Source organism: Pseudomonas sp. AC247 (assembly GCF_979258015.1).
Genome location: NZ_OZ409829.1, coordinates 530,291 through 542,297 on the forward strand (window position 1 = coordinate 530,291; position 12,007 = coordinate 542,297).

Annotated in this window: 12 protein-coding genes; all 12 read left to right on the top strand. The window is 59.1% G+C overall.

Translation table 11 applies throughout. The features are described 5' to 3' along the window. Positions 1–22: 22 nt before the first annotated feature. The 12 genes from hscA (at position 23) to der (ending at position 11,810) form a co-directional block, all read left to right on the top strand. Complete coding sequence (hscA, locus tag ACZZ0B_RS02590; RefSeq protein WP_463544310.1) at positions 23–1,888, top strand: Fe-S protein assembly chaperone HscA; 1,866 nt, start codon at positions 23–25, stop codon at positions 1,886–1,888. Beyond that, a complete protein-coding gene (gene fdx, locus ACZZ0B_RS02595) occupies positions 1,888–2,229 on the top strand; it encodes an ISC system 2Fe-2S type ferredoxin (protein WP_064392064.1) in 342 nt (113 codons plus the stop codon). Before hscA ends, fdx begins: the two co-directional genes overlap by 1 nt. A gap of 14 nt (positions 2,230–2,243) precedes the next feature. Then, positions 2,244–2,444 (top strand): Fe-S cluster assembly protein IscX, encoded by a 201-nt coding sequence (gene iscX / locus ACZZ0B_RS02600; RefSeq protein WP_008084655.1) that lies wholly within the window; start codon positions 2,244–2,246, stop codon positions 2,442–2,444. Positions 2,445–2,532: 88 nt separating this feature from the next. Continuing rightward, positions 2,533–2,958, top strand: coding sequence for a nucleoside-diphosphate kinase (ndk, locus tag ACZZ0B_RS02605; RefSeq protein WP_007916882.1), 426 nt, complete (start codon positions 2,533–2,535; stop codon positions 2,956–2,958). A gap of 28 nt (positions 2,959–2,986) precedes the next feature. Next, entirely contained in the window at positions 2,987–4,135 is a 1,149-nt protein-coding gene (rlmN, locus tag ACZZ0B_RS02610; protein ID WP_463544311.1) for a dual-specificity RNA methyltransferase RlmN, read from the top strand. Between the two features lie 12 nt (positions 4,136–4,147). Then, positions 4,148–4,906, top strand: a complete 759-nt coding sequence (gene pilW, locus ACZZ0B_RS02615) for a type IV pilus biogenesis/stability protein PilW (protein WP_008084650.1) — start codon at positions 4,148–4,150, stop codon at positions 4,904–4,906. Continuing rightward, on the top strand, positions 4,906–5,937 hold the full coding sequence (locus ACZZ0B_RS02620) for a RodZ domain-containing protein (protein ID WP_008084649.1): 1,032 nt from the start codon (positions 4,906–4,908) through the stop codon (positions 5,935–5,937). The genes pilW and ACZZ0B_RS02620 overlap by 1 nt, the downstream gene beginning before the upstream one ends. 3 nt (positions 5,938–5,940) lie before the next feature. Further along, a complete protein-coding gene (gene ispG, locus ACZZ0B_RS02625; RefSeq protein ID WP_008084646.1) occupies positions 5,941–7,050 on the top strand; it encodes a flavodoxin-dependent (E)-4-hydroxy-3-methylbut-2-enyl-diphosphate synthase in 1,110 nt (369 codons plus the stop codon). Positions 7,051–7,087: 37 nt separating this feature from the next. Beyond that, the gene (gene hisS, locus ACZZ0B_RS02630; RefSeq protein WP_016984369.1) at positions 7,088–8,377 is read left to right on the top strand and encodes a histidine--tRNA ligase; all 1,290 of its coding nucleotides are present in this window, start codon (positions 7,088–7,090) and stop codon (positions 8,375–8,377) included. 41 nt (positions 8,378–8,418) lie between these two features. Beyond that, positions 8,419–9,060 (top strand): YfgM family protein, encoded by a 642-nt coding sequence (locus ACZZ0B_RS02635; protein WP_008084642.1) that lies wholly within the window; start codon positions 8,419–8,421, stop codon positions 9,058–9,060. Further along, on the top strand, positions 9,053–10,204 hold the full coding sequence (gene bamB / locus ACZZ0B_RS02640) for an outer membrane protein assembly factor BamB (RefSeq protein WP_463544312.1): 1,152 nt from the start codon (positions 9,053–9,055) through the stop codon (positions 10,202–10,204). The genes ACZZ0B_RS02635 and bamB overlap by 8 nt, the downstream gene beginning before the upstream one ends. A gap of 136 nt (positions 10,205–10,340) precedes the next feature. Then, positions 10,341–11,810: a ribosome biogenesis GTPase Der gene (gene der / locus ACZZ0B_RS02645; RefSeq protein ID WP_008084638.1), complete on the top strand. Its 1,470-nt coding sequence runs from the start codon at positions 10,341–10,343 to the stop codon at positions 11,808–11,810. The last annotated feature ends 197 nt before the right edge of the window (positions 11,811–12,007 follow it).

Here is a 12,007-nt window from a genome sequence, read left to right on the forward strand (position 1 = left end):
ATACAGATAAGTCCTGATCACGATGGCCCTACTGCAGATCGCCGAACCCGGCCAAAGTCCTCAACCGCACCAGCGTCGTCTGGCTGTGGGGATCGACTTGGGCACTACCAATTCGCTGGTCGCTGCGTTGCGCAGTGGTCTTTCCGAACCGTTGGCCGACGCAAACGGGCAGGTCATCCTGCCGTCCGCTGTGCGTTACCACGCCGATCGCGTCGAAGTCGGCGAGTCGGCCAAGCTGGCCGCCGCCTCCGATCCTTTGAACACTGTGCTGTCGGTCAAGCGCTTGATGGGTCGTGGTCTCTCCGACGTCAAGCAATTGGGCGACCAGTTGCCGTACCGCTTTGTCGGTGGCGAATCGCACATGCCGTTCATCGACACCGTGCAAGGCCCGAAAAGCCCGGTCGAAGTCTCCGCCGATATTCTCAAGGTGTTGCGTCAGCGCGCTGAAGCGACATTGGGTGGCGAACTGGTTGGCGCGGTGATCACCGTTCCGGCTTACTTCGATGATGCTCAGCGTCAAGCCACCAAGGATGCGGCGAAACTCGCCGGTCTGAACGTGCTGCGTCTGCTCAATGAGCCGACGGCGGCCGCTGTGGCGTACGGTCTGGATCAGCATGCCGAAGGCCTGGTTGCCATTTATGACCTGGGCGGCGGTACTTTCGATATTTCGATTCTGCGTCTGACTGGCGGTGTTTTTGAAGTGTTGGCCACTGGCGGCGACAGCGCGCTGGGCGGCGATGACTTCGATCACGCGATTGCCGGCTGGATCATCGAGAGCGCCGGTCTGTCCGCCGATCTCGATCCGGGCGCACAACGTAATCTGCTGCAAACCGCTTGCGCGGCCAAAGAAGCCCTGACCGACTCGGCCAGCGTTGAAGTGGCCTACGGCGACTGGAAAGCGCCGCTGACCCGCGAAGCCTTTGATGCGCTGATCGAGCCAATGGTCGCGCGCAGCCTGAAAGCCTGCCGCCGCGCTGTTCGTGATTCCGGTGTAGAGCTGGAAGATGTGCACGCCGTGGTCATGGTTGGCGGTTCGACTCGCGTGCCGCGTGTTCGCGAAGCTGTTGCCGAAGCCTTCGGTCGTCAGCCTTTGACCGAAATCGATCCGGATCAAGTGGTGGCCATTGGTGCCGCGATCCAGGCCGATACGCTGGCGGGCAACAAGCGCGATGGCGGCGAACTGCTGCTGCTCGATGTGATTCCGCTGTCCCTGGGGTTGGAAACCATGGGTGGCCTGATGGAGAAGGTGATTCCGCGCAACACCACCATCCCCGTCGCGCGCGCACAAGATTTCACGACCTACAAAGATGGCCAGTCGGCCATGGCGATCCACGTGTTGCAGGGTGAGCGCGAGCTGATCAGTGACTGCCGTTCGCTGGCACGCTTCGAATTGCGAGGCATTCCAGCAATGGTGGCCGGTGCAGCGAAAATTCGCGTGACCTTCCAGGTCGATGCCGACGGTCTGCTCAGCGTTTCAGCCCGTGAACTGGGATCGGGCGTTGAGGCGAGCATTCAGGTCAAACCGTCCTACGGCCTGACCGACGGCGAAATCGCCAAAATGCTCAAAGATTCGTTCCAGCACGCCAATGACGATAAAGTCGCCCGCGTTCTACGCGAGCAACAAGTCGATGCTCAGCGCCTGATCGAAGCGGTGCAGGGCGCTCTGGAGGCTGATGGCGAGCGTTTGCTCGACGCCGAAGAGCGCATGGTCATCGACCTGCAGCTGCAGGAGCTGGCTGAACTGATGAAAGGTACCGATGGTTACGCCATCGAGCAGCAGACCAAGCGTCTGTCGCAAGTGACCGATGCTTTTGCTGCCCGCCGCATGGATCTGACGGTGAAAGCCGCTCTGTCGGGGCGCAATCTGAATGAAATCGAGGATATCTGATGCCGCAGGTCATTTTTCTGCCCCACGAGAAGTTCTGCCCTGAAGGCATGGTGGTCGATGCTGCGCCCGGCACATCGATTCTCGAACTGGCTCACGAACACCACATCGAGATGGAAAGCGCCTGCGGCGGCGTCTGCGCTTGCACCACCTGCCACTGCATCATCCGTGAGGGTTTCGACTCGATGGAAGAGGCTGACGAGCTGGAAGAAGACTTCCTCGATCGTGCCTGGGGCCTGGAAGCGCAATCGCGCCTGGCCTGTCAGGCCATCGTCGGTGAAGAAGACATCACCGTCGAGATTCCGAAATATTCGCTTAACCATGCGGCTGAAGCGCCGCACTGACTGGTAAGACTGTCATGAGCTACGGTTGGAATGATGTTCAACGTATTGCAGAAGAACTGGCCGAGGCCAAGCCGGGTGTAGATCCGTTTTCTGTCAATTTCGTCGATCTGCAGCAATGGATCAAAGAGCTGCCTGATTTTGACAATACCTCTGGTCGAGTTGGCGAGAAGGTGTTGGAAGCGGTTCAGACGCTCTGGGCTGAAGAATTGGACTGATCGTCCTCGCAGGTTAGGCAATACCCAAGAACCCGCGTATAATTCGCGGGTTTAATTTTTCGCAAATTACCGTTTCTGGAGTTACACCATGGCTGTTCAACGCACTTTCTCCATCATCAAGCCTGACGCTGTTGCAAAAAACGTCATCGGCGAAATCACCACTCGTTTCGAAAAAGCCGGCCTGCGCGTTGTAGCTTCGAAACTGAAGCAACTGTCCAAAGCCGAAGCTGAAGGCTTCTACGCTGAGCACAGCGCTCGTGGTTTCTTCGGCGACCTGGTTGCTTTCATGATCTCCGGTCCTGTTGTTGTTCAGGTTCTGGAAGGCGAAAACGCTATCGCTCTGAACCGTGAGCTGATGGGCGCTACCAACCCTAAAGAAGCTGCTGCCGGCACCATCCGCGCTGACTTCGCTGATTCCATCGACGCCAACGCTGTTCACGGTTCGGACTCCGAAGCCGCAGCTGCTCGTGAAATCTCGTACTTCTTCGCAGCTACTGAAGTAACCACTCGCTAAGCATTGGCTTAAGAGTGAAGGTGAATCCATGACTACATCGACTGTAAAAACCAACCTGCTGGGTCTGACTCAACAGGAAATGGAAAAATTCTTCGACTCAATCGGGGAGAAGCGTTTCCGTGCCGGTCAGGTAATGAAATGGATTCACCACTTTGGTGTCGATGATTTCGACGCCATGACGAACGTCAGCAAGGCCTTGCGCGACAAGCTCAAGGCTATTGCTGAAGTCCGTGGTCCGGAAGTGGTCAGCGAGGACATCTCCACCGATGGCACCCGTAAGTGGGTGGTGCGTGTGGCGTCCGGCAGCTGCGTCGAGACCGTGTACATTCCCCAGGGCAAACGCGGCACTCTGTGCGTTTCGTCCCAGGCAGGCTGTGCCCTGGATTGCAGTTTCTGCTCCACCGGCAAGCAAGGCTTCAATAGCAACCTCACCGCCGCCGAAGTCATCGGTCAGGTGTGGATTGCCAACAAATCTTTCGGCAGTGTCCCGGCAACCGTCGACCGTGCCATCACCAACGTGGTGATGATGGGCATGGGTGAGCCGCTGCTGAACTTCGACAACGTCGTCGCCGCCATGCATCTGATGATGGATGACCTCGGCTACGGGATCTCCAAGCGCCGCGTGACCCTGTCCACCTCGGGCGTGGTGCCGATGATCGATGAGCTGGCCAAGCACATCGACGTCTCCCTGGCGTTGTCCCTGCACGCACCGAATGACGCATTGCGTAACCAATTGGTGCCGATCAACAAGAAATATCCGCTTAAGATGCTGCTCGAGTCGTGCCAGCGCTACATGTCGTCCCTGGGCGAAAAACGCGTGCTGACCATCGAGTACACCTTGCTCAAAGACATCAACGACAAGGTTGAACACGCCGTCGAGATGGTCGAGTTGCTGAAAAACATTCCGTGCAAGATCAACCTGATTCCGTTCAACCCGTTCCCGCACTCCGGGTACGAGCGTCCGAGCAACAACGCGATCCGTCGTTTCCAGGATCAGTTGCATCAGGCCGGTTTCAACGTCACTGTCCGCACCACCCGTGGTGAAGACATCGACGCCGCATGTGGTCAATTGGTAGGGCAGGTGCTGGATCGCACCCGTCGCAGCGAACGTTACATCGCCGTGCGTGAGTTGAACGCCGACAGCGATCTGGCACAGAACGCCGCGAACACTAACTAAGAGAGGATCTCTATGTCCCTGCGCTTTGCGCTGCTGTTGCTGTTGGCCAGCCTGTGTGCTGGTTGTGTCCTGTCGGGTGACTACAACCCGATGAAGACCAGCAAGGGCCGCGATGAAGCGCGGGCTGCCTACGTGCAGTTGGGGCTGGGGTACTTGCAGCAAGGCATGACCGAGCGGGCCAAGGTGCCGTTGAAAAAGGCCCTGGAACTGGACAGTTCCGATCCGGATGCCAACGCGGCCCTCGGGCTGGTGTTTCAGTCTGAAATGGAGCCTGCACTTGCCGACGAACACTTCCGCAAGGCTTTGTCCTCCCGTCCTGCCGATGCGCGCATCCTCAACAATTACGGCAGTTTCCTCTACGAAGAACAGCGTTATAAAGAAGCCTACGAGCGTTTTGAACAGGCTGCCGCCGATACCCTGTATCCTGAGCGTTCGCGTGTGTTCGAGAACCTCGGCATGACGGCAGCGAAGCTCGGTCAGCGTGATCTGGCACAGCAACAGCTGGAAAAGGCGCTGCGTCTGAACCGCCAACAGCCACGTGCGTTGCTGGAAATGGCTGAGTTGTCCTTCGAAGACAGGCATTATGTGCCCGCGCGTGACTATTACGACCGTTTCAGCCTGCTTACCGAACAAAATGCACGTAGTCTATTGCTCGGCGTTCGGCTGGCAAAAGTGTTTGAAGATCGCGACAAGGCCGCCAGTTATGGCCTGCAACTAAAACGACTCTATCCCGGTACGCCGGAATATCAGCAATACCTGTCGGAGCAATGATGAAAGCGGCGCATCCCGAAGTTGTAGCAGCGAATCGCGTTAACCCCGGTGAGACCCTGCGCCAGGCCCGCGAAAGCAATGGCTGGTCGCTGGCCGAAGTGGCCCTCAAGCTCAACCTCACCGTGACGTCTCTGGGCAATCTTGAAGCCGGCGCTTTCGACAAGCTGCCGGGGCATACCTTCGCTCGCGGTTACATTCGCGCCTATGCCAAATTGCTCGGCATGGACCAGACCGTTCTGGTTCAGCAATTCGACCAGTCCACCGGCACCGACTCGCAGGGCAGCAACGTCCACGCCCTCGGCCGTATCGAAGAGCCTGTACGGGTTTCCCACACCATTTTACGTATCGTCAGCCTGTTGTTGCTGATCGCGGTCATCGGCGGTGGTTTCGTCTGGTGGCAGGATCAGACCTCGCTGCGCACCAAGGACCTGACGTCTCTGGCGCCTGAGCACGTTGAAGTCGAAGGGGCTGATGGCACTACCCAGATTCACCCGATCGACGAGCCGGAAGATCAGGCTGTCGCGGAAAACCAGACCGAGGGCTCGACCGCTCTGGCATTGCCGCAAGCCGAAACCACGGCGGAATCGACGGGTGCCGAGCCTGCCGTTCCAGCCACCGAGTCTGCGCCTGCTGCACCGGTTGCTCCGGCAGCGCCAGCCGCTCCCGCTCATACGCCTGCCCCCGTGGTTGCCTCGCCTGCCACGCCGGCGCCTGCTGTGCCGAGCACGCCCGCTCCGACCGTGACTGCCCCGGTGGCACCGGCCGCGCCTGCTGCAGCCCCGGTTGCCGGCCAAGGCCAGGTATCGGTGCAATTTGTCGCTGACTGCTGGACGCAAGTCTCCGATGGCAGCGGTAAAGTATTGTTCAGTGGTCTCAAACGCAAAGGCGACAGCCTGGCCGTTGCCGGCAAGCCGCCTTTTGCCGTACGCCTGGGCTATGCCCGTGGCGCGCAGGTCAGCTACAACGGCCAGCCGGTCGATGTTGCTCCGTTCACCAGTGGCGAGACTGCTCGCCTGAAGTTGGGTCAATAAGTCATGCACGGCGAATCTCCAATCAAACGTCGCGTTTCGCGCAAGATCTGGGTCGGCAACGTACCGGTGGGCGGCGATGCGCCGATCGCGGTGCAGAGCATGACCAACAGCGACACCAATGACGTTGCCGCCACTGTTGCGCAAATCAACCGTCTGGAAGCCGCTGGCGTCGACATCGTTCGCGTCTCGGTGCCGGACATGGACGCCGCCGAGGCGTTCGGCAAGATCAAACAACTGGTCAAAGTGCCACTGGTTGCCGACATCCACTTCGACTACAAAATCGCTCTGCGTGTAGCCGAACTGGGCGTCGACTGCCTGCGCATCAACCCGGGCAACATCGGTCGCGAAGACCGTGTTCGTGCTGTGGTCGATGCCGCGCGTGATCGCGGCATTCCGATCCGCATCGGCGTCAACGCCGGTTCCCTGGAAAAAGACCTGCAAAAGAAATACGGCGAGCCGACCCCGGCCGCGCTGGTCGAGTCTGCTTTGCGCCACGTTGAGCACCTCGAACGCCTGAATTTCCAGGACTTCAAGGTCAGCGTGAAGGCCTCCGACGTGTTCATGGCCGTCGAAGCCTACCGCTTGCTGGCGAAAGAAATCGTCCAGCCGCTGCACCTGGGCATCACCGAAGCCGGTGGATTGCGTTCGGGCACAGTGAAATCCGCCGTGGGCCTAGGTATGCTGCTCGCCGAAGGGATTGGCGATACCATCCGCATCTCGCTGGCGGCCGATCCGGTCGAGGAAGTGAAGGTCGGTTACGACATCCTCAAGTCTTTGCATCTGCGTTCCCGTGGCATCAACTTCATCGCCTGCCCGAGCTGCTCGCGGCAGAACTTCGATGTGGTGAAAACCATGAACGAGCTGGAAGGGCGCCTTGAAGACCTGCTGGTGCCGCTGGATGTCGCGGTGATCGGTTGTGTGGTCAACGGCCCCGGCGAAGCCAAGGAAGCCCATATCGGCTTGACCGGCGGCACGCCCAACCTGATTTACATCGACGGCAAGCCGGCGCAGAAACTGACGAATGACAATCTGGTGGACGAGCTGGAAAGGCTGATCCGCCAGAAAGCGGCCGAAAAGGTCGAAGCTGACGCTGCCGTAATTGCGCGCGGCTGACCCTGACTGAAGAGCCGAACGAATTTAAGGATTTAAAGTGAGCAAGTCATTGCAAGCCATTCGTGGCATGAACGACATCCTGCCCGAACAGACTCCCCTGTGGCGTTATTTCGAGGGCACCGTTGCGCGCCTGCTGGATAACTACGGTTACAAGCAGATCCGCATGCCGATCGTCGAGTTCACCGAGCTGTTCAAGCGCTCGATCGGTGAAGTGACCGATATCGTCGAAAAAGAGATGTACACCTTTGAAGACCGCAACGGCGACTCCCTGACCCTGCGTCCGGAAGGCACCGCGGCGTGCGTGCGTGCGGTGCTTGAACACGGCATCACCGGCGGTGGCCAGGTGCAGAAACTCTGGTACATCGGCCCGATGTTCCGCCACGAGCGTCCGCAGAAAGGCCGTTATCGCCAGTTCCACCAGATCGGTCTGGAAGTGTTCAACCTCGACGGTCCGGACATCGACGCCGAGCTGATCACCATGACCTGGCGCCTGTGGGGCGAGCTGGGTATCCGTGATGCGGTCAAGCTCGAGCTCAACAGCCTGGGCACCAGCGAATCCCGTGGGCGTTATCGTGAAGCGCTGGTCGAGTACCTCTCGGCGCACCACGACAAACTCGACGAAGACAGCCAGCGTCGCCTGAAAACCAACCCGCTGCGCGTGCTCGACACGAAAAATGCCGACACTCAAGCGGTGCTGGTCGATGCGCCGAAGATGGCCGACTACCTCGATGACGAGTCGCGTGCACACTTCGAAGGTTTGAAAGCGCGTCTGGATGCCGTCGGCATTCCGTACGTACTCAATCCGAAGCTGGTGCGTGGCCTCGATTACTACAGCAAAACCGTTTTCGAATGGGTCACCGACAAGCTCGGCGCTCAGGGCACTGTCTGCGCGGGTGGCCGTTACGACGGTCTGGTCGAGCAGATGGGCGGCAAACCAACCACCGGCGTCGGTTTCGCCATGGGCATCGAACGTCTGGTGCTGATGCTGGAAACGCTGGAGCAGATCCCGGAAGAAATCTCCCGTCAGGTTGATGTCTATCTGTGCGCATTCGGCGAAGAAGCCGAGCTGGCGGGGCTGGCCCTGGCTGAACGTGTTCGTGATCAACTTCCAAACCTGCGCCTGCAAGTCAATGCCGGCGCCGGCAGCTTCAAGAGCCAGTTCAAGAAGGCCGACAAGAGCGGTGCGCTGTACGCACTGATCCTCGGTGACGACGAAATGGCCCAGCAAGTGGTAGGTTTCAAACCCCTGCGTGGCCAGGGCGAACAACAAAGCATTGCCTGGGATGCGCTCGCCGCTCACCTGGCCACCTGCGTCGTGCAGGGTTGAAGCTGTCTAAACAGCCGATTTAGCGATTAAGGAGTATTGGGGTGTCGAGTACCGAAGACGAACAGTTGGCGGATTTGAAGGACTGGTGGACACGCAACGGCAAACCTCTGGTCACCGGCGGCCTGTTGGCGCTGGTCATCGTGTTCGGCTGGCAGGCTTATCACAAATATCAGGGCAACCAGTCGCAAGGCGCCTCGGTGCTCTATCAGCAACTGCTGGAAACCACGCTGACGCCTGACGGCAAGCCTGATGCTGCCCGCGTTGCGGATCTGGCCGGCAAGCTCAACAGCGAGTTCGCCGGTTCGGCCTACGCGCAGTACGGCAGCCTGTTCGTGGCTAAAGTGGCGGTCGACAGCGGCAAGCTGGATGACGCCGCCACCGAGCTGAAAGCCATCGTCGACAAACCGGCCAACCCGGCGCTGGGCGAAATCGCTCGTCAGCGTCTGGCGCAGGTGTTGGGTGCACAGAACAAAGCCGACGACGCCCTGAAACTGCTCGACGGTGATGCCGACAAAGCGTTCCTGGCCACTCGCGAAGAACTCAAGGGCGACCTGCTGGTGCAGTTGGGCCGTACCGATGACGCGAACAAGGCGTATCAAAAAGCCAAGGCGGCACTGTCGGATGAAGCGGCGGTCGGTGGCCTTCAAATCAAGCTCGACGACCTGGCCAAAGGGGATGCGTGACGTGATCCGTTGGAAGCATGCAGCATTGCTGGCTCTGGCCCTTCTGGCCGCGGGTTGCAGCAGCAACAGCAAGAAAGAATTGCCACCGGCTGAACTGACCGACTTCAAAGAAGAAGTGGTTCTGCAAAAGCAGTGGAGTCGTTCGATCGGTGACGGTCAGGGCGAAACCTACAACATGCTGGTGCCGGCGATCGACGGTGACAACATCTACGCCGCTGATGTAACCGGCGTGGTGATGGCCATGGATCGCGGCAATGGCGATGTGAAATGGAAGCAGGATCTTGATCTGCCTGTCTCCGGCGCTGTCGGCGTTGGTTATGGGCTGGTTCTGATCGGCACCCTGCGTGGCGAAGTCGTTGCTCTGGACACCATCAACGGTGAAGAGAAGTGGCGTGCCCGCGTCAACAGCGAAGTTCTTGCGCCACCGGCCAACAACGGTGACGTCGTGGTGGTGCAGACTCAGGACGATCGTCTGATCGGTCTGGATGCTTCCACCGGTACTCAGCGTTGGGTGTATGACAGCACTCCGGCCGTACTGACCCTGCGTGGCACCAGTGCACCGCTGGTCACCAACCGCCTCGCGGTGGCTGGCCTGTCGACCGGTAAAGTAGTCGCTCTGGACATTTCCAACGGCGTGCCGGTTTGGGAACAACGCATTGCGATTCCGCAAGGTCGTTCGGAGCTGGAGCGCGTAGTCGACATCGACGGCGGTCTGCTGTTGTCCGGCGGTACGCTGTACGTTGCCAGCTATCAGGGTCGCGTCGCGGCACTGGATCTGGAAAGCGGTCGTCAACTCTGGCAGCGCGATGCGTCGAGCTACGCTGGTATTGCTCAGGGTTTCGGCAGCGTTTACGTGAGCCTGTCCTCGGGCACTGTTGAAGGCGTCGACGAACGTTCCACCACAGCATTGTGGAGCAACGATTCGCTGGCTCGCCGTCAACTGTCGGCGCCGGAAGTGTTCTCCAGCTACGTGGCAGTGGGTGACCTGGAAGGTTATCTGCACCTGTTGAGTCAGGTTGACGGTCGTTTCGTCGGCCGTGAGCGCATTGACAGCGACGGCCTGCGTGCCCGTCCGCTGGTGGTGGGTGACACGATTTATGTGTATGGCAACAGCGGCAAACTGGAAGCCCTGACCATCAAGTAACAACTATGCTTGGGGTTAAACCCCCAGGCGGCCCCGGATTCATGGGGCTTGCAGCGCTAACAGGCGTTGCCCCGAGCACCAGCCGCTGCCTCGCAGCGGCTTTTGTATTTTCTGAAATAACGAAGTGGAGAGCCGCATGGTTCCCGTAATCGCCCTGGTGGGCCGACCGAACGTCGGCAAGTCCACCTTGTTCAACCGCCTGACCAGGACTCGCGACGCCATCGTCGGCGACTTGTCCGGTCTGACCCGTGATCGCCAGTACGGTGAGGCCAAGTGGCAAGGGCGTTCCTACATTCTGGTCGACACCGGTGGTATCTCCGGTGACGAGCACGGTATGGACGAAAAAATGGCCGAGCAGTCGCTGCTGGCCATTGAAGAAGCAGATGTTGTGCTGTTCCTGGTAGATGCCAAGGCCGGTTTCACCGCCGCCGACCAGATGATCGCCGAACACCTGCGCAAACGTAACAAGCGCTCCTACGTGGTTGCCAACAAGGTCGACAACATCGATCCGGAAATGGCCCGCGCTGAATTCGCTCCGTTGGGCATGGGCCACGCGATCCCGATCGCCGGTGCTCACGGCCGTGGCATCACCCAGATGCTGGAAATCGCCTTGGGTGATTTCCCGAAAGACGAAGAAGAGCCGGAAGACGGTGAAGAAGAAATCGTTGCCGAAGGTGAGGAAGCCAAGCGCATTCCTGGCCCAAGCGAAAAAGACGGCATCAAGATCGCCATCATCGGTCGTCCGAACGTCGGCAAATCGACCCTGGTCAACCGTATGCTCGGTGAAGACCGGGTAATCGTTTATGACCAGCCCGGCACCACGCGTGACAGTATCTACATTCCGTTCGAGCGGAATGAAGAGAAGTACACGCTGATCGACACCGCCGGTGTGCGCAAGCGCGGCAAGATCCACGAAGAAGTTGAAAAGTTCTCCGTGGTCAAAACCCTGCAAGCGATCAAAGACGCCAACGTGGTGATCTTCGTGATGGATGCGCGTGAAGGCGTGGTCGATCACGACCTCAACCTGCTCGGCTTCGCCATCGAGTCGGGTCGTGCGCTGGTGATCGCGATCAACAAGTGGGACGGCATGACGCCGAGCGAGCGCGACTTCGTCAAGGTCGAGCTGCAGCGTCGTCTGTTCTTCGTTGATTACGCCGACATCCACTTCATCTCGGCACTGCACGGTACCGGCGTGGGTAACCTCTACGCTTCGGTGCAGAACTCGTTCAAGTCGGCGGTTACCCGCTGGCCGACCAACCGTCTGACCCAGATTCTGGAAGATGCGGTTGGCGAGCACGCGCCGCCGATGGTCAACAACCGCCGAATCAAGCTGCGTTACGCCCACTTGGGTGGTGCTAACCCGCCGATCATCGTGATCCACGGTAACCAGATCGAGAAAGTGCCGAAGTCGTATGTGCGCTATCTGGAAAACACTTACCGTCGTGTGCTCAAGCTGGTCGGTACGCCGATCCGCATCGAGTTCAAGGGCGGCGAGAACCCGTACGAAGGCAACAAAAACACGCTGACCGACCGCCAGGTCAACAGGAAGCGTCGGATGATGTCGCACAGCAAAAAAGCCGACAAAAAGCGCCGCGACAAGAAGTGATTGAGGTGGCCATTCCTGCCTTGGTGTGGGAATGCTCAATGGCTTCTGTAGGAGCTGCCGCAGGCTGCGATCTTTTGATTTTGCTTTAAAGGCAAGATCAGAAGATCGCAGCCTTCGGCAGCTCCTACATGGGTTCGGCGATAAGAAGGGCGCTCACCAGAGCGCCCTTTTTTTATGGGCGTCGGATGGGCTATCCT

Coding starts and splice junctions, on each gene's coding strand:
- hscA (WP_463544310.1), top strand. CDS start 23: ATGGCCCTACTGCAGATCGCCGAACCCGGCCAAAGTCCTCAACCGCAC.
- bamB (WP_463544312.1), top strand. CDS start 9,053: ATGCGTGACGTGATCCGTTGGAAGCATGCAGCATTGCTGGCTCTGGCC.
- pilW (WP_008084650.1), top strand. CDS start 4,148: ATGTCCCTGCGCTTTGCGCTGCTGTTGCTGTTGGCCAGCCTGTGTGCT.
- der (WP_008084638.1), top strand. CDS start 10,341: ATGGTTCCCGTAATCGCCCTGGTGGGCCGACCGAACGTCGGCAAGTCC.
- ispG (WP_008084646.1), top strand. CDS start 5,941: ATGCACGGCGAATCTCCAATCAAACGTCGCGTTTCGCGCAAGATCTGG.
- rlmN (WP_463544311.1), top strand. CDS start 2,987: ATGACTACATCGACTGTAAAAACCAACCTGCTGGGTCTGACTCAACAG.
- ndk (WP_007916882.1), top strand. CDS start 2,533: ATGGCTGTTCAACGCACTTTCTCCATCATCAAGCCTGACGCTGTTGCA.
- fdx (WP_064392064.1), top strand. CDS start 1,888: ATGCCGCAGGTCATTTTTCTGCCCCACGAGAAGTTCTGCCCTGAAGGC.
- ACZZ0B_RS02620 (WP_008084649.1), top strand. CDS start 4,906: ATGAAAGCGGCGCATCCCGAAGTTGTAGCAGCGAATCGCGTTAACCCC.
- iscX (WP_008084655.1), top strand. CDS start 2,244: ATGAGCTACGGTTGGAATGATGTTCAACGTATTGCAGAAGAACTGGCC.